Source organism: Caproicibacter sp. (assembly GCF_046707225.1).
GTDB lineage: Bacteria > Bacillota > Clostridia > Oscillospirales > Acutalibacteraceae > Caproicibacter.
On sequence record NZ_JBJKOP010000008.1, the window covers coordinates 1 to 22489 of the forward strand.

At 50.5% G+C, this 22489-nt stretch carries 22 protein-coding genes; 7 read left to right on the forward strand and 15 right to left on the reverse strand.

Going from position 1 to position 22489, the window contains the following annotated elements; genetic code table 11:
* Positions 1 to 482 precede the first annotated feature (482 nt).
* From ACLQ3M_RS00825 to ACLQ3M_RS00860, 8 genes are all read right to left on the reverse strand, one after another.
* On the reverse strand, positions 483 to 1271 hold the full coding sequence (locus ACLQ3M_RS00825; protein WP_411675817.1) for an alpha/beta hydrolase: 789 nt from the start codon (positions 1269 to 1271) through the stop codon (positions 483 to 485).
* A 27-nt stretch (positions 1272 to 1298) separates the two neighbouring features.
* Complete coding sequence (locus ACLQ3M_RS00830; RefSeq protein WP_411675818.1) at positions 1299 to 1649, reverse strand: VOC family protein; 351 nt, start codon at positions 1647 to 1649, stop codon at positions 1299 to 1301.
* 144 nt (positions 1650 to 1793) lie between these two features.
* The gene (gene uxaC / locus ACLQ3M_RS00835; protein ID WP_411675819.1) at positions 1794 to 3203 is read right to left on the reverse strand and encodes a glucuronate isomerase; all 1410 of its coding nucleotides are present in this window, start codon (positions 3201 to 3203) and stop codon (positions 1794 to 1796) included.
* Between the two features lie 114 nt (positions 3204 to 3317).
* Positions 3318 to 4604 (reverse strand): TRAP transporter large permease, encoded by a 1287-nt coding sequence (locus ACLQ3M_RS00840; protein WP_411675820.1) that lies wholly within the window; start codon positions 4602 to 4604, stop codon positions 3318 to 3320.
* Entirely contained in the window at positions 4601 to 5149 is a 549-nt protein-coding gene (locus tag ACLQ3M_RS00845; protein WP_411675821.1) for a TRAP transporter small permease, read from the reverse strand. The genes ACLQ3M_RS00840 and ACLQ3M_RS00845 overlap by 4 nt, the downstream gene beginning before the upstream one ends.
* Before the next feature lie 64 nt (positions 5150 to 5213).
* Entirely contained in the window at positions 5214 to 6266 is a 1053-nt protein-coding gene (locus tag ACLQ3M_RS00850) for a TRAP transporter substrate-binding protein (protein WP_411675822.1), read from the reverse strand.
* Between the two features lie 118 nt (positions 6267 to 6384).
* Complete coding sequence (locus ACLQ3M_RS00855) at positions 6385 to 7875, reverse strand: UxaA family hydrolase (RefSeq protein ID WP_411675823.1); 1491 nt, start codon at positions 7873 to 7875, stop codon at positions 6385 to 6387.
* A 2-nt stretch (positions 7876 to 7877) separates the two neighbouring features.
* Positions 7878 to 9338 carry a tagaturonate reductase gene (locus ACLQ3M_RS00860; protein ID WP_411675824.1) on the reverse strand — a complete coding sequence of 487 codons (1461 nt, stop codon included), beginning with the start codon at positions 9336 to 9338 and terminating at the stop codon, positions 7878 to 7880.
* Positions 9339 to 9582: 244 nt separating this feature from the next.
* Between ACLQ3M_RS00860 and ACLQ3M_RS00865 the strand changes: the two genes are divergently transcribed.
* The 3 genes from ACLQ3M_RS00865 to ACLQ3M_RS00875 all read left to right on the forward strand — a co-directional run bounded on the left by ACLQ3M_RS00865 (position 9583) and on the right by ACLQ3M_RS00875 (position 12219).
* Positions 9583 to 10329 carry a GntR family transcriptional regulator gene (locus tag ACLQ3M_RS00865; protein WP_411675825.1) on the forward strand — a complete coding sequence of 249 codons (747 nt, stop codon included), beginning with the start codon at positions 9583 to 9585 and terminating at the stop codon, positions 10327 to 10329.
* 172 nt (positions 10330 to 10501) lie between these two features.
* Positions 10502 to 10852 carry a substrate-binding domain-containing protein gene (locus tag ACLQ3M_RS00870; RefSeq protein WP_411675963.1) on the forward strand — a complete coding sequence of 117 codons (351 nt, stop codon included), beginning with the start codon at positions 10502 to 10504 and terminating at the stop codon, positions 10850 to 10852.
* Positions 10853 to 11046: 194 nt separating this feature from the next.
* A complete protein-coding gene (locus ACLQ3M_RS00875; protein ID WP_411675826.1) occupies positions 11047 to 12219 on the forward strand; it encodes a DUF362 domain-containing protein in 1173 nt (390 codons plus the stop codon).
* A gap of 30 nt (positions 12220 to 12249) precedes the next feature.
* Here ACLQ3M_RS00875 and ACLQ3M_RS00880 read toward each other — a convergent pair whose 3' ends face one another.
* The 5 genes from ACLQ3M_RS00880 to ACLQ3M_RS00900 all read right to left on the reverse strand — a co-directional run bounded on the left by ACLQ3M_RS00880 (position 12250) and on the right by ACLQ3M_RS00900 (position 15772).
* Entirely contained in the window at positions 12250 to 13047 is a 798-nt protein-coding gene (locus ACLQ3M_RS00880; protein WP_411675828.1) for a MerR family transcriptional regulator, read from the reverse strand.
* Between the two features lie 150 nt (positions 13048 to 13197).
* Positions 13198 to 14361 carry an AI-2E family transporter gene (locus tag ACLQ3M_RS00885; protein ID WP_411675829.1) on the reverse strand — a complete coding sequence of 388 codons (1164 nt, stop codon included), beginning with the start codon at positions 14359 to 14361 and terminating at the stop codon, positions 13198 to 13200.
* A gap of 204 nt (positions 14362 to 14565) precedes the next feature.
* Positions 14566 to 14724 carry a DUF6132 family protein gene (locus ACLQ3M_RS00890; RefSeq protein WP_411675830.1) on the reverse strand — a complete coding sequence of 53 codons (159 nt, stop codon included), beginning with the start codon at positions 14722 to 14724 and terminating at the stop codon, positions 14566 to 14568.
* A gap of 58 nt (positions 14725 to 14782) precedes the next feature.
* On the reverse strand, positions 14783 to 15010 hold the full coding sequence (locus ACLQ3M_RS00895; RefSeq protein ID WP_411675831.1) for a 4Fe-4S binding protein: 228 nt from the start codon (positions 15008 to 15010) through the stop codon (positions 14783 to 14785).
* A gap of 129 nt (positions 15011 to 15139) precedes the next feature.
* Positions 15140 to 15772 carry a CatB-related O-acetyltransferase gene (locus ACLQ3M_RS00900; RefSeq protein WP_411675832.1) on the reverse strand — a complete coding sequence of 211 codons (633 nt, stop codon included), beginning with the start codon at positions 15770 to 15772 and terminating at the stop codon, positions 15140 to 15142.
* Between the two features lie 287 nt (positions 15773 to 16059).
* On the opposite strand from ACLQ3M_RS00900, the gene ACLQ3M_RS00905 reads away from it, so the two are divergent.
* From ACLQ3M_RS00905 to ACLQ3M_RS00920, 4 genes are all read left to right on the forward strand, one after another.
* Entirely contained in the window at positions 16060 to 16485 is a 426-nt protein-coding gene (locus tag ACLQ3M_RS00905; RefSeq protein ID WP_411675833.1) for a DUF3842 family protein, read from the forward strand.
* A 61-nt stretch (positions 16486 to 16546) separates the two neighbouring features.
* Positions 16547 to 17110 carry an ECF transporter S component gene (locus ACLQ3M_RS00910; RefSeq protein ID WP_411675834.1) on the forward strand — a complete coding sequence of 188 codons (564 nt, stop codon included), beginning with the start codon at positions 16547 to 16549 and terminating at the stop codon, positions 17108 to 17110.
* A gap of 204 nt (positions 17111 to 17314) precedes the next feature.
* Entirely contained in the window at positions 17315 to 18310 is a 996-nt protein-coding gene (locus ACLQ3M_RS00915; RefSeq protein ID WP_411675835.1) for an asparaginase, read from the forward strand.
* A gap of 102 nt (positions 18311 to 18412) precedes the next feature.
* The gene (locus ACLQ3M_RS00920; protein WP_411675836.1) at positions 18413 to 19258 is read left to right on the forward strand and encodes a patatin family protein; all 846 of its coding nucleotides are present in this window, start codon (positions 18413 to 18415) and stop codon (positions 19256 to 19258) included.
* Positions 19259 to 19265: 7 nt separating this feature from the next.
* Here ACLQ3M_RS00920 and ACLQ3M_RS00925 read toward each other — a convergent pair whose 3' ends face one another.
* Together ACLQ3M_RS00925 and ACLQ3M_RS00930 are read right to left on the reverse strand one after the other, a co-directional pair.
* Positions 19266 to 21059 carry a glycosyltransferase gene (locus ACLQ3M_RS00925; RefSeq protein ID WP_411675837.1) on the reverse strand — a complete coding sequence of 598 codons (1794 nt, stop codon included), beginning with the start codon at positions 21057 to 21059 and terminating at the stop codon, positions 19266 to 19268.
* Between the two features lie 404 nt (positions 21060 to 21463).
* Entirely contained in the window at positions 21464 to 22483 is a 1020-nt protein-coding gene (locus tag ACLQ3M_RS00930; protein ID WP_411675838.1) for a LacI family DNA-binding transcriptional regulator, read from the reverse strand.
* Between the last annotated feature and the right edge of the window lie 6 nt (positions 22484 to 22489).

The following is a 22489-nucleotide window of genomic DNA, read 5'->3' on the forward strand; positions in this document are numbered from 1 at the left end:
TCAAAGGATGCCAGCCAGCGGACATATTTCCGCAGCTCAGCTTCGTTGATGCTGTAATCGTCATTCAGTGGAACACAGATTGCGGGGAAAATGGTCTTATAGTCAATGACTTTTTTCTTACTCATGACAAGATCTCCTTTGCGATACTTAAATAGTTGTTCCGTAAATACGGCGAGATTACACTGCGCACATGTAAAGCGCCTTAACAGGAAACTTTATGCAAACGATTGCATCTCTTACAGTTCCTTTATACCACGCGAAGGACTAACCGTCAATATTAACAGTAAATTCTGCAACATATTGCATAAATTAGTTTAAGTTGATTTTCACATGAGAAGAATACGATTTTAGCCGATATGCTATTGGTAGAAACGGTTCGTTCTCAGCGACTCTGAGAAGTGGATGTCGTCGCGGCAAAATGTGCTGCGAAATCAGAAACGCGGCGGGAATCGATTCCCGCCGCGGTAATTGAGCTATGAGTATTATAGTTGGATAAAAGTCTGGTGCATCCATTCGACGCACAGAGAACTCCATGATGCAACGTGAGGATCTGCGAAGCGGCTCTTTTCGGGTTCTTCGACCTCGGGTGTCGCCAGCGAAAGGCCATGCACCCCTTTCGGAAACAGATGAAGTTCGCAGGAAATATGATGTTCCACAAGGGCGTTTAAAAACAGCATTGAATTCTGAACGGGGACATCTCCGTCCTGAACCGTATGCCAAAGAAAAGTCGGCGGGACGTTGTCCGACACCTGATTTTCCAGTGAGAAAAGGCTTTGCTTTTCCTCGGTTTGGAAAAGGCGCTCAAAGCTTTCACGGTGAGCAAAGGGGCCGGAAGAAATGACGGGGTACCCCAGAATCAAAGCGTTTGGCCTGTGACGCTCCCATAGCGAAGCGTCCGGGAAAATACGATTCTTATTCCAGAATACCCCAAGGCTGGCTGCCAGATGACCGCCTGCCGAGAAGCCGCAGACCGCGATCCGATTGGGGTCAACATACGGTTCGCCGGAATGTTCTCTGACCTCCTTAACAGCCCAGGACAGATCCCGCAGCGGCCGAAAGCCAAGGGGAGGATTTTCCACCGTGTATCTGAGTACGAACGCGTGAAATCCGTTTTGACGAAACATTTCGGCAACCGGCCCGCTTTCTCTGGGAGAAAGCCAGGAATATCCGCCGCCGGGGCAGATGACGACGGCGGGCAGAATCCGTTCGGAAGAAGCAGGATAACAGTCCAGTCGGGCGGAGCTGTCGGGACAGCATAAAGTCTGTACCAATGTAATTCTCCATCCTTCAAAATCAGCTTATTTTTTTAGCAGATGAAATGCAAAACCTGCAATCTCTTTCTTTAGATAGATCAGCTTTAATTCTCCGTTTTCGTTGTAGGCTGCCGTGCCGTCGTCAAATTCGATTCCCTTGCCTTCCAAATATTTTTTTGCTTCCGGAACGTCGGTGGTTCCAATCGCGATATGCCCGAGGGTTCCGGCGCCCTTCTTTTTCATAATCTCAATTTTGGAACTGGAAAAAACAGAAATCGGCGTGTCTGTTTCCGAAAAGCCAAACAGGCTGAGTAATAAGTCAGCCGTTTGCTGTGCCTCTGCCGTGTCCTTACAGTTGAATCCGACATGCATTACCTCAAAATCCAAGTCTCTCATGATCATGTTCCTTCTTTCAGCGTAAAGTAAAATGGCGCAGCAGCACCGATTGAGGACAACCGGTTTGACATGCACCAAAATTCACCTATATCTTAATGCAAATCCCAATAAAATTCAAACGGAGTGCGACAGAATTTTGCCGGGTCAAACATCATAATGAAAATATGCTTTCGCATTCTCATAGCAGATTCCCTTTATGATGGATTCCAGCATTTTTTTGTCATTGGGATATTCTCCGTTTTCCACCCAGGAACCGATTAGATTGCACAGGATTCTCCTGAAATATTCATGACGGGTATAGGAGAGAAAGCTGCGGGAATCCGTCACCATGCCTACGAAATTGCCCAGAAGGGAAAGATTTGCAAGACTGGTCAGCTGGTTTTCCATGCCGGCTTTGGAATCATTGAACCACCACGCGCAGCCATGCTGAATTTTTCCGCGTACACCGGGGCCCTGGAAACTGCCGATCACGCTGCCGAGCATCGCATTGTCATTTGGATTCAGCGAATAAAGAATCATCTTCGGGAGACCGCAGCGGGCGTCCAAAGCATCCAGAAACGCGACCAGACCATCCGCACAGGCGGCGGTGCCGATACAGTCCATGCCGGTGTCGGGGCCCAGCACGTGATACAGACTGGTTCGGTTGTTGCGCAGTGCATTGTAATGAATCTGCATCGCCCAGTCGTGTTTTGCATATTGTTCCCCCAAAAACAGGAGCAGCTCTGTTTTGTAGGCTTCAATTTCTTCCGTCGAGAGGGACTCTCCGTTCAGGGCTTTCTTGAAAACTGTGTCCGCTTTTGCGGTTCCTTCCGCCCGGCAGAAAAGATACTCCAGAGCGTGGTCGGAAGCGCGGCAGCCCATGGAATCAAAGAAATCAATGCGTGCGGCGAGTACGGAGAACAGGTCGTCTATGGAATGAATCGGAGTTTCGGCAGCTTTGGAAAGCTTTTGTATGTAGACGGCAAATTCCGGTTTTTCCACCCGCATCGCCTGGTCGGGACGCATGGAAGGAACGACAAGAAAATCACATGTGGGGTCGCCGTGCAGCTTTTTGTGCCAGCACAGGTCGTCCGCGGGGTCGTCTGTTGTTGCGATCACTTTCACGTTTGACTGATGAATGATGCCCCGCACCGAAAGGGAATCTTCACGCAGCTTTTTATTGCACAGATTCCAGATATCTTCCGCTGACTCCGCTGTCAGAAATTGATTGCAGCCGAAGTAACGCTTTAGCTCCAAGTGGGTCCAGTGGACCATAGGGTTGCCAATGGCGCGCGGCAGCGCTTCGGCAAAACGCTGGAATTTTACGCGGTCGGAGCTTTGTGAGCCGGTGATCTCCGCCTCATCCACGCCGTTTGAGCGGATGATTCTCCACTTATAATGATCTCCGCCAAGCCAGACCTGCGAAATGTTTTCGAAATTGCGGTTTTCCGCAATTTCTTTTGGACTGATATGGCAATGAAAGTCAATGATTGGCATCTGTTCGGCATACTCGTGATACAGGCTTTTGGCGGTATCGTTCGTAAGCAAAAAATCCTCATCCATAAACGGTTTCATCTTGACATCCTTTCTGAATGCATATTGCGAATAACAAACACGGGCAAATACAAAGGAGAACGCGCTGAAAACTAAATTTGATGTATAAAGAGCCGCTGTAAAAAGTACCGAGACTTACAGTAGGCCGGGAATCCAGAGAGATATGGCAGGAACAAAGGTGACTAGCATTAATGCAACCACCATGGCGCCATACATTGGCAGCATAGCCATTGTTGCTTTTTCAACTGGAATCTTGCCAATACTGCACCCTACAAACAATGCGCCGCCAACCGGTGGTGTGCAAAGGCCGATTGCAAGGTTCAAAATCAACATGACACCAAACTGAACCGGATCCATGCCGTATTGTTCCACAACAGGGAGCAGAATCGGAGTAACAATCAGAATCAGCGGGGCCATATCCATAAAGCAGCCGAGTACCAGCAGCATCAGATTAATCAATAAAAATACAATGATACGGTTGGTGGTGACGGAAAGCAGAAAAGTTGAAATCAACGTGGGAACCTGCAAATAAGCAAGCAGCCAGCCGAACGCACCGGCGGAAGCAATCAGGCTAAATACAACAGCGAGAGTCTTGATCGTGTTCATCAAGAGCTTGGGTATTTGCTTCAATTTTAATTCGCGATAAAAAAAGATAGAAATGATAAATGCGTAAATGCATGCAAATGCTGCGGATTCCGTCGCGGTAAAAATGCCTGAAACAACGCCGCCCATAATAATGATGATGGTGCCAAGAGCCAGAAGAGCATCACGCGTAATAATTAGGGCATCACGCAGTCTTACTTTTTCTCCTTTTGGGTACTGGCGTTTTACGGCTATAATTCCGCAAACAATCATGAGGCAGATCCCAAGCAAAACCCCTGGAAGGATTCCGCCCATAAACAAAGAGCCAATGGAAACGCCGCCGGCTGCAAGAGAATAGATAATCATGTTGTGGCTTGGTGGAACCAGCACGCCTTGGCAGGCGCTGGTAACTGTTACGGCAACAGAAAAGTCTTCGTCATAGCCTGCATCAGTCATCATCGGAATTTCAATGCAGCCAAGGGAAGAGACATCGGCAACGGCGGAACCGGAGATGCCGCCAAAGAACATACTTGCCAAAACGTTTACATGTGCGAGTCCGCCGCGCAGACGGCCGACAATTACATTGGCAAATTTTAAAAGACGGTCGGATATTCCGCCCGCCCCCATGAGTTCGCCGGCGAATATGAAGAACGGAATCGCCATGAGGGAAAAACTGTCGATGGATTTACTCATTTGCTGGACCAGCGTCATGACCGGGATCTGCAGATACAGCATGGTGATGGCGGTGGAACTGGCCAGCGCGATGGCGACCGGCATTTTGCAGATGATAAAGATGACGAAACTGATCAGAAGGAGAGCAATGGCAAAATTGAGGTTCATGTGTTTTCCTCCTTATGAAAGCCTTCTTCCAATTCCCTGTGCCGGTACCGTTCCAAATGGAACAGATCGATCAGCGCGTAGTAACAGATGAAAACCCCGGAAACCGGAATCATAATGTACAGGGTGCCGCTGGGCCAGCCGGTCGCCGGAAGAATGGACCCCATCGAAGCCTGCGTCATCATGATGCCGTAAACAATCAGCGTAACGCCAAACAGGACGGTGACAAGGCTGTTAATAACATTCAGAATCTTTTGTATGGGAGCGGGAAATTTTTTAAAGAACATTTCTATGGCGATGTGCAGCTTCTTTTCTACACCGATTGCCATAGAAATAAAGGCCATCCATACCATAAGAAGCAGGGCAACCTCGTCGGACCAGGAAATACTGAAACCCAAAAATTTGCGGCAGATGACCTGTGCGCTGACGATAAGAACGATGACCAGCATTACAATTTTGGAATACTCTTCCAATATTCTGTAAACGAAATCGAACAGAAAGGAAATACCATACATCAGCCGGTCGAGCGGATTTTTCTTGGTGTTCATAGAGTTCTCCTTATTTAAGGGTCATGAGCCGCGGAAAAAGCGGCTCATGACTGAGGATCGAAAGTTATTTTGTGTTCTGGATTTGCTTGATCAGATCCAAGTTGTCCTTGGCATATTTTTCATACAGCGGCTGTACGGCATCCTGGAATTTCTTGAGTTCATCCGCGGAAAGCTCCGTTACCTTGACGCCTTTGGATTTTACTTCATCCAGGGCGCTCTTTTCGGAATCAGCCCACAGCTGACGCTCTACCTTGGAAGCTTCTTCGGCACATTCCTGAATAATTTTCTGGTCGCTGGGCGACAGAGAATCCCAGGTCTTCTGCGAACACAGCATCATTTCCGGCAGACGGCTGTGACCATCCAGAAGCAGATTGGGGGCAACTTCGTAATGCTTGGTGGATTCATAGGATGGAAGGTTGTTTTCCGCGCCGTCGATGACGCCGTTCTGAAGGCCGGAGTAAACCTCGCCGTAATCCATCGGGGTTGGGCTGGCGCCGAGTGCCTTGACCATATCCATCATCAGGCTGGATTCCTGCACGCGAATTTTCATGTTCTTAAGGCCCGAAAGGTCTGTTACCGGTTTTTTGGTGTAGAAGTTTCTGGAACCGGCGTCGTACCAGCACAGGCCGACCATTTTGGAGCTTGAGATTCCGTCGAGGAATTTTTTGCCGATATCGCCGTTCAGCACATTCCACATCTGGTCGCTGCTGGAGAACAGGTACGGAAGGGACAGGGTGTTCAGCTCCTGGTCAAATCCGGACAGAACGCCAAGACTGGCGCGGGTGAAATCAAGTCCGCCGTACTGCACCTGCTGCACGCCTGACTTTTCATCGCCGAGCTGAGCATTGTAGTAAACCTGAATCTTGATTCTGCCGTTCGATTTTTCCTTAACCAGATCCACAAACTTTGCGTCTGCCTGGGAAGCCGGGTGTGTCGTCGCCTGAATTTCGGAGAAACGGAATGTGTATGATTTACCGCTGGAATCGGCGGAAGCCGCCGCGGAATTCCCGGCTGAAGTCGGGGCTGCCGAACTTGATGCTTGACCGGAAGAACAACCCGCAAGAATACTTGTGCATGCCAATGTGCCTGCAAGCAGGATGGAAATTGCCTTGTTCATAATAAACTCCTCCAATTAACAAATTTCATATCTTGTTTTTAATAATTCCCACATGGACTGCTTTTCTGATTATCCTCCCTTCCGGGATAAGACTGTTAACCTGTCTGAAAAAATGGGATTACAGGGTGACTCCGTTTTTCCAGACGGCAATCTCGGCAAAGTCATATTTTTCGCTGCATGTTTGCTGCCCAGAGGCAGTTTGCAAAACAAGCCGGGTCAAATCGCTGCACAGATCTTCCTTTTTTTTGCCGGCCGCAATCGGACCCGCGTCAAAATCAATCCATCGCGGCTTTCTTTCCGAAAGCTGCGTATTGGTTGAAATTTTGATAGTCGGAACAACCGTTCCGAACGGCGTCCCTCTTCCTGTTGAAAACAGAACCATTTGACAGCCTGCTGCGGCTAGGGCGGAGGCGGAAACCAGATCGTTTCCGGGCGCACAAAGCAGATTCAGCCCTTTCTGTGTGATTCGTCCCGCATAGGGAAGGACGTCCTCCACTTCGGCCGACCCGCCTTTTTGAATGCAGCCAAGCGATTTTTCCTCCAGAGTCGTAATTCCTCCGGCTTTATTGCCGGGAGACGGATTCTCATAAACCGGCTGCCCGGCATCCGTAAAGTATTTTTTAAAATTACGAATTAAATGAACCGTTTCGTGAAAGACTCTATTATCCCGGGCACGGTTCATCAGGATTGTTTCTGCGCCGAACATTTCCGGAACTTCCGTCAAAACCGATGTCCCGCCCTGAGAAATCAGAAAATCGGTAAACAGGCCGATCAGTGGATTTGCAGTAATACCGGAAAGTCCGTCCGACCCTCCGCATTTCATACCGACCCGCAGCTCCGTTAATGGAATCGGCTCCCTGCGGTCGCCGGCCATTCGGTCGTTCAGCTCCGCCAATAAATCGGCGCCGCGTTCAATTTCGTCATCCGTTTCCTGAGCGACAAGAAAACGGACGCGGCTTTCGTCAAAAGAGCCGAGCTCCCGCTGAAAGCTTTCTAGCGTGTTGCTCTCACAGCCAAGGCTGAGAACCAGAACCCCGCCCGCATTCGGGTGCCGCGTAAAGTCCGCCAGAAGGCGTCTTGTGGCGGATAAGTCATCTCCCAACTGGGAGCAGCCGTAATTGTGTTTCAGAATTCGGATTGCTTCGGCATGCACCGGACTGAGCTTTTCTCTGAATCGGCGGACAATCAGTTCAGCCGTTCCGTTGACGCATCCGACGGTGGGTACAATCCACAGTTCATTGCGGATTCCCGCGGAGCCGTCTGAGCGGCGAAAGCCGTCAAACGTCAAATTGCGGTTTGGAACGTCCACCGGCAGGGGTGTTTTCCGGTAACGGTACTCGTCTCCGGCAGCGTTAAGGCCTGTCGCCATGTTGTGGGAATGAACCCAGGCTCCGCATGGAATATTCTGCTTCGCACGGCCGATCGGGAAACCGTACTTGATGATTTCGGAATCCGCCGAAAGATCGGAGAGCGCGAATTTATGTCCCCGGGCGATCGTTTCCACTAGCGTTATGATTTTGCCGCCGAGTTCGACCGGTTCGCCTTTTTTCAGGTCGCACAAAGCCACGGCGACATTGTCTTTGTCGTTAATCTTGATTGCTTTGTTCATACTCAGGATCCCTGCACGATCTGTTCAACCGCCTTTTTCATGCCGGATTTTTCAATTTCGGACAGATCCTTCGCGACCGCGTTTGTCAATCCGGGCACCAGGTTTAAGTCCTGCTTCCAGACGGACTCGAACGACAAAACACCGCGGACCAGATTCAGCAAAGATTTCTCCGTCCCGTCATAAGCCGCCCATTGCTTTTTCATCAGTTCAAGCACCGCGTCTTCGTCGCTCAGGGCAATGGACTCTTCGCCGCGTTTGCCGCGGTAAAATTCCAATAGAGCGGCGAGCGAAAACACCAGATGCTTCGGCAGTTCTTTTGTCCTCGAGAGGTATTCCAGCAAAGAAGGCAGGACGCGGGTTTCGTATTTCGAGAAAGAATTCAGAGCGATGCTCATTAAGTAGTGCTTGACAAACGGATTGCGGAAGCGATCAAAAACTGCTTTCGCAAAGTCTTCCAGTTCCTGCTTTGGCAGGTCGAGCGTCGGGATGATTTCCCGCTCGACGGCCTGCGTAAGAAACTTGCCGGCCAGCGCGTCGTCGACCGCTTCGCCGACCGTGTCCAGATGAAGCAGGTAGGCAACCGGAACCAGGGTCGTGTGCGCCCCGTTCAGGATGCGGACTTTCCGGGTGCGGTATGGCGTCATATCCGCTACAACCTTCACATTCAGCCCGGCCTTTTCAAACGGAATTTCGTTCGAAATCCATTTGGGGCCTTCGATGACCCAAAGGTGGAACAGCTCTCCTACGTCGACCGCCTTGTCTATGTATCCAAGCTCCTTTGTCACTTCATCAATGGTGTCTCTCGGGTATCCCGGCACAATCCGGTCCACGAGGCTGCAGCAAAAGGTGTTCGACTGATTGAGCCATTCAATAAAGCCATGTTCCAGCTTCCACTGCTCCGCGTACTGTAAAACACATTTTTTCAGTTTTTCTCCGTTGCGGTCGATCAGCTCGCAGGGGATAATGATCAGCCCCTTATCTTTCGCTCCGCCGAAAACCTGATATCTGCGGTACAGGAATTGCGTCAGCTTCGCGGGGTAAGAGGTTGGAGGAGCATCGTCCGGGCCGCAGGCCGGGTCGAAAGCGATTCCTGCCTCCGTTGTGTTTGAAACCACCAGACGCAGTGTTTCGCATCCGGCCAGGGAAAGATAATCCTGATAATTTTCATAGGGATTGATTGCTTTGTTTACGCAGCCGATCACGCTGTGGGTGCGGACCGAATTTCCGTTTTCCATCCCCTGCAGAAAAAGCGTGTACAGGCGGTCTTGCTCGTTGAGAAGGGCTGCGTTTCCCTGTGGCAGAGGCTGAATGATGGCGACGCCGGCGTTAAAATCCGCCTTTTGATTCATCTGTTCTATTTGCCAGTCGACAAATGCGCGCAGAAAATTCCCTTCGCCATACTGCAACACTTTAATGGGGTATTCTTTGCTGCCGGAATATGTATTCTTCGAAAGTCTTTCCAATCGTAAGTCCTCCCTGCTTTGCGTTGATATGTTAATGTATGTATACCGTGTTGTATACATCAAATAATAAACTAAATTCATCAAATTGTCAATAATGTTTTTATATTTTCAGATATTTTGTTGAATGATACTTTTCATATCTCTCTGAAAAGAAAAATAACACTTGAAATTCTTTTCTGAGCATGATATAATACCAACAAAAATACGCATGTAAAATACAACATGTATTCTAGAGGATATTAATGTGAGTGAAAACAGTTTAAAAGAAAAAGCTTATAAAATGATTAAGGAGAAGATTGTATCCTGTGAATATCTTCCCAACACATTCCTAAACGAAAATATTCTTCAGAAAGAAATCGGAGTCAGCAGGACGCCGATTCGGGATGCGATCGGTCGGCTGGAGCAGGAGAATCTGGTGAGGATTCTGCCCAAAAAAGGAATCGTTGTGTCCGATTTATCCATTAATGAAATCAGCTCGATTTATGAAGTCAGGTTGCTGATCGAACCGTTTGCAATTGAGGGGTACGCCGATAAAATCGATAAAGCGACAATTCTGAACTATAAAAATTATTACTCTCAAAATAATTCGTTTGAAAATATTGACGAGGTTTATCAGGTCGATGATGAGATTCATCACATTTTTATATCCGCCACGCAAAACAAGTACTTAATCCAGACGTATGACAACATACAGGTTCAAAATCGCCGAATCCGCATTCTATCCGGAAAAAAGATTGAGGAAAGAATGGAAAGGTCGAATCAGGAGCATATCAGGATACTGGACGCGGTTCTGTCCGATCAGTTCGAGCAGGCGGCCCGGCATATGACGGAGCATCTTCAAAACGCAAAGAAAGCCGCGTTTTCTCTGATCCTTTCCAATGGCGGCTGGGATTATCCATCCGTGAATGCGGCGGGAAGTCCTTTCCTGCCGCAGAATTCGTTTGCGGCCGTGTCAAGGCACCTGACTGCCCCCGAGAAAAAAGAGGACTGACAAAAGCCGCGTGCCTAAATCAACCTGAAGAGAAGAGGCGTCCCGATTGTTCTGGCGGGCCGATGCATCGCGCAAAAGGGCGTGATCGACACGGTGACGGCCGAAAACTATAACAGTACTTATTACTGTATGCGGCATCTGCAGCAAATGGGATTTCAAAGGTGTTGCGTTAATTCCTGTCCTTCTCGCAATGCAGCGGGTTGGATGTGTTCCTGGGTGTGACGTAGGAGTATGCGGATTCGACGACTGGGAATGGGCGTCGATGATTCCGCCCGGAATTACCGCCATTGCGAAAGATACTTACTCCATCGGAATAAAATCGGCGGAAATCCTGCTTCGCCAGATTTCCGGCGAAAAAAAGAGTGAACCGGTTTTTCTGAAAATGGAAAGCAGTCTCTGCGTCAGGGGATCGACGGATCCGGCTCTTGCCGAGAAATTTCCGGTATGGAATTTATCGGCAGCAAATTTGGAGATTCGAAGGTTTAAAGCGGCGACTTCTCAAGAGCCTGTTCTTACCTGCTGATCAATAAGAGCAAGAAGCGAGAAGATACCATAAGAAAACAGGCAGACCACTTGTTCTACGAGGGTCATGCCTGTTTTCTTGTTGTGCCAGTATGCGCCGGCGAAAATTCCACGAATAAAACTGAAAAGCGCTTGACAAAGTATCTGCCGTGTGCCACACTGCGGTTAGAGAGATAGTTACAAAGGAGAATCGTAATGAGCAAATCCAAGGTTGCATTGGTTCGCTGCGAGGATTATGATTTCGGCCATGTGAAAGAAGCGGTTCAAAAGGGGATCGATTTGCTTGGGGGGCCTGCCGGATTTGTGTCGGCTGGTGAGACAATTCTGCTGAAACCAAACTGGCTTTCCGCGGATCCTCCCGAAAAATGTGTTACGACGCATCCGTCTGTTTTCAAAGCGGTTGCCGGAATATTTCAAAAAGCGGGGGCGGAACTCACTTATGGAGATTCACCGGCCTTTCAGAATCCGGAGCACGCGGCGAAACGGAGCGGAATCGAGGCTGTTGCCGCGGAGCTTGGCATTGCCCCGGCGGATTTTCAATCCGGCCGCGAAGTGTTTTTCTCCGAGGGGCGTCAGAATAAAAAGTTTACGATTGCAAACGGAGTGCTCGACAGCGACGGCGTCATCAGCCTGCCTAAAATGAAGACGCATGCCTTTCAACGCGTGACCGGAGCCGTTAAGAATCAGTTCGGGTGCATCCCCGGACCTCGGAAGGGAGAATTCCATGTCAGAATCCCCGATGCCGCGGCATTTGCCAGAATGCTGATCGATTTGAATTCCTACATTCGTCCAAGGCTTTTTATCATGGACGGAATACTGGCGATGGAAGGCAACGGCCCGCGGGGAGGAACCCCCCGCAAAATGAATGTGCTTCTGCTGTCGGCGGACCCCGTTGCGCTGGATACTACGGTATGCAGATTGATGAATCTGAATCCGGAGCTGGTTTTAACGAACAAGGCCGGCATCGAAATGGGCTTGGGTACATGCCGGCAAGAGGAAATCGAATTGCTCGGGGACCCGGTCGACAGCTTTGTTGCGAATGATTTCCGGGTGAATCGGAAGCCGATGAAAGCCGGACGGTCGGGCGGCGGCATGGCGGTTATCAAAAACGCTCTTGTGCCCAGGCCGTATATCATAGCGGACAAATGTGTTAAATGCGGCGTCTGCGTTAAAATGTGCCCCGTAACGCCGAAAGCGGTCGACTGGCACGACGGGAATAAAAGTAATCCGCCGTCGTACCGTTATGACCGCTGCATCCGTTGCTACTGCTGCCAGGAGCTTTGCCCGCAAAGCGCGATTCGCATCAAGGTGCCGCTTATTCGCCGGGTATTTGGAAAAGACGGCAGTCACGAGAAGCTGTCGTCCTAACCGGGCGGGCGGCCCGAATGCGCGAGGGATTTATTCGGCTTTTGTCACCGGAAACAGGATCCCGGTTTCATATTCATCCGGGTCGGAAACGGAATGCTCATCTTTCAGATACCGTTCGATGACCGGGCCGCTGATTTGATATTCCGGATGCCCGGCCATCCAATCGCAGATGGCGTCGTAAGCGTATTTTACGGTTTCGTAAGGACCGACATGCGTGGTTGCGACGCAAAGCTGCCCGGGGATTTCCTGAACGTCCGGCCCGTCTCCGGAAACCTGAACCTGTGCTTCCGCATCCATGCTGTCATAGGAAAATTCTTTGCCGTGATACATCAGCTGGGTTGCGCCGGCTCGTTTTAGACCCCGCCGGCCGGCTTCCCGCAGCAATTCCTGAAACAGGTCGTGAACCTCCGCGATACTGATTGTTTTGCGAAGCCCGAACACCCTTTGAGCGGGCGTATCCATCACAATGACGTGGTATTTTTCCTGAACCATACGGTTACCCTCCATATTGATGATATCGTCTTCCATTCGTCGGAGAGTTTTTCGAAGCTTATGCAATTCGTCGTATGCCTGCAGCCGCTTTGCGTGGATCTTTTTTGCCAGCGCTTCCCGGGAAAGCGCCAGCAATTCCGAAATTTCAGAAAGCGAAAATCCGTAGTCCTTCAGAGTTTCAATCTGAAGAAGAACGGGCAGCTGCGCGGCGTCGTAATACCGATAACCGTTCTGCTCATTGACGTGCGCGGGACGCAGCAGGCCAATGGCGTCATAATGCCGCAGCATCCGTGCCGAAATATGGCTCAGCTTTGAAAACTCTCCGATTGTAAACATGCTTGCCTCCTGGGAATCGATTCCTGAACTATCTTACACCTTGTCATTGTGTTAAGGTCAATCCCTTTTTTGTTTAATTTTTATAGGGGTACAATAATCAACGGGCTGCAGGCGAAAACCTGTAACCCGTTGATTTGATGGAAATGAATTTTATTCCGGGTCGGGGGATGTCTGTTCCTTCGGCCGGCGCATTCTTTTGTTTACATTTTCGCGGAGAAGTGTGTACAGTACGGAACAGACCGGAATGTTGATGATCATTCCCAGAATGCCGAACGCGTTGCCGCCGATCGTGACGGCGACCAGGACCCACAGCGCCGGAAGGCCGACTCTGGAGCCGACCACACGGGGGTAGATCAGGTTGCCTTCCAACTGCTGCAGGACCACGAAATAGATGATGAACCAGAGCGCCTGAATCGGATTGACAATCAGAATCAGAAGAGCGCCGACCACGGTGCTGAAAAACGCGCCCAGAATCGGGATCAGCGCCATAAAGGCGACAAAGACAGAAATCAGCAGCGCGTAGGGGAAATGGAACAGATTCATTCCGATAAAACAAAGCGAGCCGAGAATGCAGGCTTCGGTGCAGGTGCCCGCGATAAAGTTCGAAAAAGCGCGGTTCGTCAAATGAAAGACATGGTATACGGAGTCCGCGTATTTTCGGGGCAGGTACGCGTACATGACCCGTTTGACCTGATGATAAAGACGCTCCTTCTGAACCAGGACGTTAATGGAAATGACGAAGGTCAGAACGAAAGAGATGGCGCCGTGAAAAATCATCCCCATCATCGATACGCTGGACCCGACCAGGCTGCTGGCGAATTTCTGGCCGTAGCCCGCAATCATCTGGCTGATATTGGCCCAGTCGATGTTCAGGTTTTTAAAATACCCGGCGATTTCCGGGTGGTCGCGGTCAATTTTCGTGAGGCTGTTTTGCAGTTCGTTAAAAAAGGGCTGTATGTTGTTGGTCAAATTCGTGATAGTACGGACCAATTCCGGGATCACGATCAGCATAATCAGCGCGATCAAACCGAGTACAATGACAAGGGACAGAAAAATACCGGCGGCCCGACGCATTTTCGGCCAGACTTTTTTGTACCGCCGGTTCAGCGGAGAAAAGAGACGTGTCTCAATCGGAACCAGAAGAACGTTGATTACGAAGGCGACGGCGAAGCCCGCGAGAACCGGGCCGACGATATTGGAGACGGAGTTGACCAGCCAGGGCAGCAGGTATAAATTTTTCAGCATCATGAAAAATACGATACCGAAGGCGATTAAGAGCGCCAGGCTTTTCATATTGCTTTTGTTGAGTTCCATTTTGAACGTCCTTTCCGACAGGCTTTCCTTTCTATGTTTGACTCTCTCGAGAATTGTATACACATACACACGGTGCAGCGTGACAGCGCTTTCCGGTTTCATTATACGTGGAATTGCCAGATATTACAAGCCGCCGGATGCTGTTGACTAAAAAGAAAGCGGGCTTTGCGTTTCCGCAAAGCCCGCCGTGTGTTTCGAGCGGATTTAAAAGAAAGAACCGACCAACAGCCCCATGACCGCGCCGTACAGAGTGGAACCGTAGGGATTCGACGTAATGGGGCAGCTGCCCGTAGGGCATCCCACCTTTTTATAATAAAGAAAGCCCAGAACACCGCCGACCAGTATGCCTGCAATTTGAAACATCCGTTCATCTCCTCCTTTACGCTTCTGCCGCGCCGAATTTCATTCTTCGATACGGTCTTTATTCCAGTTTTAACGCACGCATGGGGCAGAATTTTACACATTTTCCGCACCGGATGCACTTGTCGGAATCGACGGTGGGCGCATGATAGCCCTCCTGATGCAGCGCCCCGACCGGACAGACCCTGACGGAAGGGCAGGGGTGATTTTGCGGGCAGCGGCTGATTTTTACAACCAGCGTCTTGTCTTTTGCGCTGTTTTCCCCGGACTTTCCAAAGCCGAAAATCATGATGAAACTCCCTTTTCACAAATAGTATGTTTTTATTATACTCTCCTGAAAATCAGGTTCCGTGATCTGGTCACACAGGAAAGGCGGCGGCCGGTCGCCCCGTTTCCGGAGCGCCGGCCGCCAAATCCGTTATTCATTTGTTATTTTCTCGACATTGCCGCTCATGATTTCCCGTAAGTGCTTACGAATCTTTTCATAAGGCCAGTTCCACCACTCGAGCTTTTGCAGCATGGCGATGGTCTTTAAGTCGTATCTCTTTCTGATTTCCCTTGCGGGGACGCCGCCGACAATGGCATAGGGCGGTACGTCTTTTGTGACGACGGCCCTTGTACCGACGATCGCGCCGTTGCCGATCGTCACGCCCTGCATGATGACGGCTTCATAGCCGATCCAAACGTCGTTGCCGATGACAATGTCCCCTTTGTTATCCCAGGCCTCGGTGACGTTTTCCCAGTCCAGCCCCCATTCGTCCGCGAAGATCGGGAACGGATAGGTGGAAAGCGACTGGAATGTGTGGTTTGCGCTTGTAAAGATAAATTTGGCGCCGCACGCGATGGAACAGAAATTCCCGATTACCAGCTTTTCCCGGTTCACGGGATAATGATAAAGAACATTGTTTTTTTCAAACCGGGTCGGGTCGTTCACGTAATCGTTGTAGAACGTATAATCTCCGACCACGATATTGGGGTCTTTCACAACGTTCTTTAAAGATACGGTTTCATGGTCGCCGCGGGGATAAATGCTTTTTTCCGGAATAGTCATTTTCATGCTCCTTACTTCATTTTGTAAAACTGCAAACTATTCCGGCAGTTACAATGCACCTTTTCATCGAACCACCACCTGTTCATGAATTCAGTATATCCAACTTTTGCACGCAAGTAAAGATTCACGGCCAGTAATTTTTTTGCGATATCAAGGCAAATATGAAAAATACTATTGAACTGGCCGACGCTTCTGGTTAAAATAAGAAAAGACGCTCAGGCTGTTTTCATTTATGCCGGACCGGCCGAAATTGCCTGCCGCCAGGAAGGCGGCAGAAAGGAAACGATATGAATATCTTAGTCATCGACGGCCAGGGGGGCAGCCTTGGAAAACAGTTGATCGTTCAGCTTCGCAAAGCTCTGCCGGAGCAGCCGGTTACCGCGGTCGGCACAAACAGCATCGCCACGGCGGCAATGCTGAAAGCCGGGGCCGACGCCGGCGCCACAGGCGAAAATCCGGTTCTTTTCGGCAGCGCCTGGGCCGATCTTATCCTGGGACCGATCGGAATCCTGATCGCTGATTCCCTTTTTGGGGAAATCACGCCCGCCATGTCGGCGGCGGTGGGAAAAAGCCATGCCAAAAAAATTCTGATTCCCATCAGTAAATGCAACTGCATCGTTGCCGGAATCCCGGAACTGCCCCTGTCCCGTTATATTGAATCCGCCGTCTCGACGACGGTCAATTTTGTTCAGGCTGATAAAATAAAAGAATAAAGTATCATGAAGATATTTTTCTTTCCCAAGGGAAGGCCAACTTATATTGGGAGGAAAAATTATGGAATCCAATCAAAAAACACTTGCATCTCATACCGAAGGCCTGTCTTCGGTGCAAAATTTGATTTTTTCCGCGCTGTTTCTGGCACTTGGCCTGTTGCTGCCCTTTCTCACGGGGCAGGTCCCTCAGATTGGTTCAATGCTGCTGCCGATGCATATCCCGGTTCTTCTTTGCGGATTCTTATGCGGCTGGCCTTACGGCTTGCTGGTCGGGCTGATCACGCCTCTGTTCCGTTCCGTTCTGTTCGGTATGCCTCCGATTTACCCGACCGCGGTGGCCATGGCGTTGGAGCTTGCCTCATACGGCTTTTTCAGCGGATTTTTTTACAGAAAGTTCCCGAAGAGGATTTCGTCAATTTATGCCGCTTTGATTTTGTCCATGATTTTGGGGCGCGTCATCTGGGGCGCCGCCAGTATTTTTCTGTATCAGGCGGCGGGGAAAGGGTTCACTTGGGTGATGTTTTTCGGCGGGGCGTTCCTGAACGCAATCCCCGGAATCGTTCTTCAAATTATTGCGATTCCGGCGCTGGTCGCCGTTCTCCGGAAAACGGCTGCACACCGCTAACCCAAAATTGCTGTCCGTTTGCCGCGGCCGTGTACCTGCGTGGAAAGTCCCTGAAAAAAGCGGGGACTTTCTTTTTGTTTCATATGAACTGATATTCCAAATTTCCAAGTGAAATATTTTCTGCTCTGTTTCTTTACTTTGCTTTCTGTTCATGCCATAATAGGATGATTTAATATTTCTTTGCCTAGTGAATCTGGAGGCCGTATGAAAAGAATTCTGATGCTGACTACGGGTGGGACGATCGCCTCCGAACCGACTGAGGAAGGACTGGCTCCCGCGATGGACGGCCGCCTGCTTGCGGCATACCTGAACGGGCTTGCCGCGGAAAACCAGCTTCAAATCGAAAACCTGTACCAGCTGGACAGCTCCAATATTCAGCCGGAGGAGTGGCAGGGGATGGCCCGCGCCGTCGCTTCCCGGTTTCAGCAGTACGACGGCATTGTCATGACCCACGGAACGGATACCATGGCCTATACCGCTTCGGTGCTGTCTTTTATGCTTCGGAACATTCCGGTCCCGGTTGTGCTGACCGGTTCCCAGCTGCCGATCCGGCATCCGCTGACCGACGGCGTTGAAAATCTGCGCTGTGCTTTTGCCATGGCGACCAGCGGAAGGGCGGGCGTTTTTGTTGCGTTCGACCGAAAAATCATTCTGGGGACCAGGGCGGTCAAGGTGCGCACGACGGGATTCGACGCCTTTGAAAGCGTCAACTGCCCCTACGCGGCGATGGTGGACTCCACCGGGCTAAGACTGAACGAGGCCGTCCTGCGAAAGCCTGCGGGTGATTTTCAGCTGGAAGACCGCCTTTGCGACGGCGTCATTTTAATCAAGCTGACGCCGGGCTTAAATCCGGAAATCTTCGATATGCTGCTGCAAATGCAGTACAAGGGAATCGTGATTGAAGCGTTCGGCGCGGGCGGCCTGAATTTTGTCCGCCGCGACTTGATTTCCAAACTGCACAAGGTGGTGCAGTCCGGCATTCCGGTCGTGGTTTGCAGCCAGTGCCTTTACGAACGGAGCGATTTTACCATTTATCAGGCGGGGCAGAAGGCCCTGGAGTCGGGGGTGCTGCAGGCCTATGACATGACGACCGAGGCTGCGGTCACAAAGCTGATGTGGGCGCTGGGACAGACAAACCGTCCGGGGGAAATCCGGCGGATTTTTGAAACCTGTTACGCCGGAGAAGTCAGCCTTACATAAACCGGCAAAGGACAGATTCCGTTTACGGCGTTGCCTCCCCGCTTTCTTTAGAGAAACAGAATAAATCATCTATGGAAGATCAGTTTAAAGGAGCATCACAAGATGAACGGTGTTGTTGATGTGGGCGGCGGTTTGCGAGGGATCTATGGGGCCGGTGTTTTTGACTGCTGTCTGGAGCAGGGAATTCAGTTCGATTACTGTATCGGCGTCTCCGCCGGCAGCGCGAACATCGCATCCTACCTGGGAAAGCAGAAGGGCAGAAATTACCGGTTCTATACGGAATACTCTTTCCGCAGACAATATATGAGCTTAAAGAATCTGATCCATACGGGCTCCTACATCAATATGGATTACGTTTACGGCGATCTTTCGAATCAGGACGGAGAAGACCCTCTGAATTTCAGAGAGATCGAACGGTTCGACGGAGAGATGAAGACCGTTGCGCTGAAAGCTGAGACGGGAGAAACCATTTATTTTGATAAAACGGACATGAAGCAGGATCACTACGATATTCTTAAAGCATCGTCCTGTATTCCGGGGGTTTGCGAGCCGTATTTGGTCAACGGAATTCCCTGCTTTGACGGAGGGCTGGCGGATCCCGTCCCGGTTCAAAAAGCTTTTTACGACGGATGCGACAGAGTGGTGGTGATTCTGACCAAGCCTTTGAATTTTATCCGTGCGCAGAAGGATGATGCCCGCATGGTCAGGCTTTTAAGACGAAAATATCCGGTTGCGGCGGATTGCCTTTCCCACAGGTATCAGAAGTACAATGACGGCGTTGCGCTGGCAAAGAAATATGCCGGGCGGGGCAATGCGCTGATCCTTGCCCCGGACGATTGCTGCGGAATGAAGACGCTGACGAAAAACAGGGAATGTATGGAGCAGATGTATCGGAAGGGGTACGCCGACGCACAAAAGGTCGAAGGTTTTCTGAACGGAAATTTGTGAGTTCCATTTAACCCTTGGCCGCGGCGGCGAGTGTTTTCGAAAGAATCGAAAGCCCTTCCGCGTCGATTTCGCCGGTGACGCAGATCGAGCGTTTCAGCTCGCGGCAGGCCAGCTCTGCGTAGCCGTATCGATAGCACAGCTTGCCGAGCCGAACCAGAATGCCGCGATCGTCGATTTGGTTCAGGAGTTGTACGGCTTTTGTAAATTCGTTTAGCAGTCCGCCGCGCAGCAGGATTTCCAGCAGACCGAAAACGGAGTCCGCACAGCCGGGTGGTTTCTGCTGGTCCTTGTTCAAAGGCGGGCAGGATTCCCCTTTGAGCAGTGCCCGAAACGCGGTCGCGGCAGGGATGTCGGAGGCTGAGAGCCCGAAGGGAAGCTTATCTGTTTCCACAGGCGCCGCGGAAGGATCAAGCAGGCTGCAAAGGACGCAGAAGAATGCTGCTCGGCTGTTCGCGCGTACTTCGGGAGTCCGCGACAGACATCGGTACGCGCGCCGGTACTGCCCCAGGAAAAACCGGCAGACTCCTTCATCATATAGGGCGACGGCACAGCAGCATGCCGGCGCCCATTTTTGCGCCCTGACGGCAAACTGCAGGGCCTGGCGGTACATCCGCCGGTCGTAAAACAGATCGGACAGCATTAAAAAGGAGCAGAAGTCTTTTTCCGACAGCCGCAAAAGGCGGGACTGAACCTGAACAGGGGTGCAGCCCTTAGCAAACAGCAGATATGCCATGCGGGCAAATGCTTCCCGGTCGCGGGGATTCAAGCGAATGGCTTTGCGGCAGTAACGAAGAGCAAGCTCCGGTTCCCCAAGCTGTTCATATAACACGGACAGCCGGTGATACGGCTTAAAAGAGGAGACACCGTAGACGCTGTTCATGTCGGAAGGCGGCGGGCCCATGCGGATGCACCTGCGGCAGGATCGAACGGCTTTCAGCAGCTTGCCCTGACGGTGCAGCATGCACGCCCTGAGATATTCAAAATCGGTCAGCCGCGGGTACAGCCGGAGCCCATCCCGGATATACTGCGCCTGATCCTCATCTCTGCCAAGCTGTTCGCAGCACAGAATCATCCGTGTGAGAAGCATGGTTCCGTAGCCGTAAGCGGGATCCAGAGTCCGGTAACTCTCGCGGTAACAGTCCATGGCGTCCTCTGTTTTTCCAAGCGCGAGGTATTCGTTGCCAAGATTGAAAAGCATGAAGCCGTTGCCGGGGCTCTCTTCCAGTTCCTTTTGAATCAGGGCAATATTGCGCCCATGCTTATCTTTTTTTTCAATCTGAGAGGATAAATATCCGTAATGGTAGAACCGAACGCCCGAAGCGGTCATGCGCGGCGGGCCTTCGGGACCTGTAAGCTGCTCGTGAACGCGCCCTGCATAGCGGTACCCTTTACCGTTTCGGATCAGGCGGATGTTCATGGTGACCAGAAGATTGCAGCAGTCTGCCTGGGCCCCCGAATAGCAGAGCGTTTTGCAGCAGCATACTTCGGAAGCGCCGTCTTTGTGCTGTGCGAGAGCGAGCAGGGCGCTTTGGTCCTCCGGCTCCAGCTCCTCATCCGCGTCCATGACGAGAATCCAGCTTCCGGCCGCCTTTGAGAGGGCGTAGTTCCTGGCGTCTGAAAAGCTGTCGTTCCACGGGCAAGAAAAGACAGATGCTCCGAATTCTCGCGCGATTGAAACGGTGCGGTCTGTGGAGCCCGTATCCACCAAAATCATTTCACTGACAAGGTCTTTTACGCTGTTCAGACACCTTGTAAGGTTTTCTTCCTCGTTTTTTACAATCATACAAAGACTGATTGACATTCCAAGCCTCCGTTCCTTTGTGTCACGAATGGAACCGTTTCTTCTTTACTGGTATAGTAAGTAGTTCGGAGGAGGAACGTGACAGGAAGTTGGTTTGCGTGAGATGGATTCTGTAGACAAAAAGCAGGAGGCACTTTAAACAGAAGCGCCTCCTCAATCCGTCGACAAAGTCCAAAGAAAGTTGGGCCTGTTTCGTTATGGATGGTCAGACGATGAGAAAAGTTAAAATGAATGACATAGCCTCAGATTGTCGAAGAACCCATCCTTCGCTTAATGCGTCGGGTGGGTTCTTTGACAATTTACAGGCCGCTTTAGCGGCGGTCTGTAATAGTAATGCAGCCTGGCGAATTTTTTAAATGTCCCTTGAGAGACACATTTGAGGATTGGATTCAATGCTAATCTTCCTATTCTTCAGGAACTTTGCCGCAGCTTTCCAGAGGATGATAGACAATCGGAAATTCGAAAGAAAATGGCTTTTTATGCTTTCCCTCCAGTAATTCCAGGATAAGATTCAGGCATTTTTCAGCCATGTCCTCCATAGGAACCTGGACATTGGAAACAGATATGACTGAATTCTCCTCTTGGTCCCTGTCCCCATTGCCGATACTGATGCACTCCAGATCCCGCGGTATTTGAATCCCTTTATGAAAAAAAGCGCGTAGCGCCCCCATAGCCATTGCGTCCGACCCAAAGAAGATGCAATCCGGCAGTCTGCCTTGCTCTAAGAGCTTCATTGTTCCCGTATATCCACCCTGCATAGAATTCTGTTCATGAATGACGGACGCAGTTTCCATTTTATACTCTTTCGCCGTCTGAAGAAAGGCCGTCGTGCGCAGCTGCATCTCCGTAAAAACCGGTTCAGAGGTAATGACAGATGCTCTTTGATGTCCTCTCAGTGCAAAAATACGGGCAGGCAAACTCCCAAGTGCAGAGTTGTTTATCGTAGCGGCGCAAAATTTTTCCGAATATCGATTATAAAGTACAATCGGAATCAACGGCGTCATTTCCTCAAGATATTCCATATCTTTTTGAGAAGCATTACAGATAATGGCCGCGTTAAACATGCTTAGGTTCTGATGTGAAGCCGCCTGACGCAACGCGCCGTTCTCATATGGCCGAATCATGATGTCTATTTCACGCTCAATGCTGAGCATGGCATGCTGCAGACCGTGAAGAAATCGAACCATCATGGGAGCACGAAAATCGGTGGCCCAGTACAGTGCAACCACAGTGTGTTTTTCTCCAACTGAGCGAAGCCTTCTTGCGGCAAGATTGGTTTGGTAGCCGATCTTCTTTGCGGCATCCATAATTTTTTGCTGTGTTGCCGCCGAAATATTTCTCCGGTTTCCCTCTCCGCGCATTACAACGGAAGCGGTCGTCGGCGATACTCCGGCCAGAATCGCCAGTTCTTTTAGTGTTGGCAAACAATT

What these genes read in the sequence shown, in the direction of transcription:
- ACLQ3M_RS00895 (WP_411675831.1), bottom strand. Translation starts at nt 15,010, where the DNA reads ATGATTTTCGGCTTTGGAAAGTCCGGGGAAAACAGCGCAAAAGACAAG.
- ACLQ3M_RS00890 (WP_411675830.1), bottom strand. Translation starts at nt 14,724, where the DNA reads ATGTTTCAAATTGCAGGCATACTGGTCGGCGGTGTTCTGGGCTTTCTT.
- ACLQ3M_RS00875 (WP_411675826.1), top strand. Translation starts at nt 11,047, where the DNA reads ATGAGCAAATCCAAGGTTGCATTGGTTCGCTGCGAGGATTATGATTTC.
- ACLQ3M_RS00915 (WP_411675835.1), top strand. Translation starts at nt 17,315, where the DNA reads ATGAAAAGAATTCTGATGCTGACTACGGGTGGGACGATCGCCTCCGAA.
- ACLQ3M_RS00830 (WP_411675818.1), bottom strand. Translation starts at nt 1,649, where the DNA reads ATGAGAGACTTGGATTTTGAGGTAATGCATGTCGGATTCAACTGTAAG.
- ACLQ3M_RS00845 (WP_411675821.1), bottom strand. Translation starts at nt 5,149, where the DNA reads ATGAACACCAAGAAAAATCCGCTCGACCGGCTGATGTATGGTATTTCC.
- ACLQ3M_RS00910 (WP_411675834.1), top strand. Translation starts at nt 16,547, where the DNA reads ATGGAATCCAATCAAAAAACACTTGCATCTCATACCGAAGGCCTGTCT.
- ACLQ3M_RS00925 (WP_411675837.1), bottom strand. Translation starts at nt 21,059, where the DNA reads ATGTCAATCAGTCTTTGTATGATTGTAAAAAACGAGGAAGAAAACCTT.
- ACLQ3M_RS00900 (WP_411675832.1), bottom strand. Translation starts at nt 15,772, where the DNA reads ATGACTATTCCGGAAAAAAGCATTTATCCCCGCGGCGACCATGAAACC.
- ACLQ3M_RS00855 (WP_411675823.1), bottom strand. Translation starts at nt 7,875, where the DNA reads ATGAACAAAGCAATCAAGATTAACGACAAAGACAATGTCGCCGTGGCT.
- ACLQ3M_RS00905 (WP_411675833.1), top strand. Translation starts at nt 16,060, where the DNA reads ATGAATATCTTAGTCATCGACGGCCAGGGGGGCAGCCTTGGAAAACAG.
- ACLQ3M_RS00840 (WP_411675820.1), bottom strand. Translation starts at nt 4,604, where the DNA reads ATGAACCTCAATTTTGCCATTGCTCTCCTTCTGATCAGTTTCGTCATC.
- ACLQ3M_RS00850 (WP_411675822.1), bottom strand. Translation starts at nt 6,266, where the DNA reads ATGAACAAGGCAATTTCCATCCTGCTTGCAGGCACATTGGCATGCACA.
- uxaC (WP_411675819.1), bottom strand. Translation starts at nt 3,203, where the DNA reads ATGAAACCGTTTATGGATGAGGATTTTTTGCTTACGAACGATACCGCC.
- ACLQ3M_RS00880 (WP_411675828.1), bottom strand. Translation starts at nt 13,047, where the DNA reads ATGTTTACAATCGGAGAGTTTTCAAAGCTGAGCCATATTTCGGCACGG.
- ACLQ3M_RS00920 (WP_411675836.1), top strand. Translation starts at nt 18,413, where the DNA reads ATGAACGGTGTTGTTGATGTGGGCGGCGGTTTGCGAGGGATCTATGGG.
- ACLQ3M_RS00885 (WP_411675829.1), bottom strand. Translation starts at nt 14,361, where the DNA reads ATGGAACTCAACAAAAGCAATATGAAAAGCCTGGCGCTCTTAATCGCC.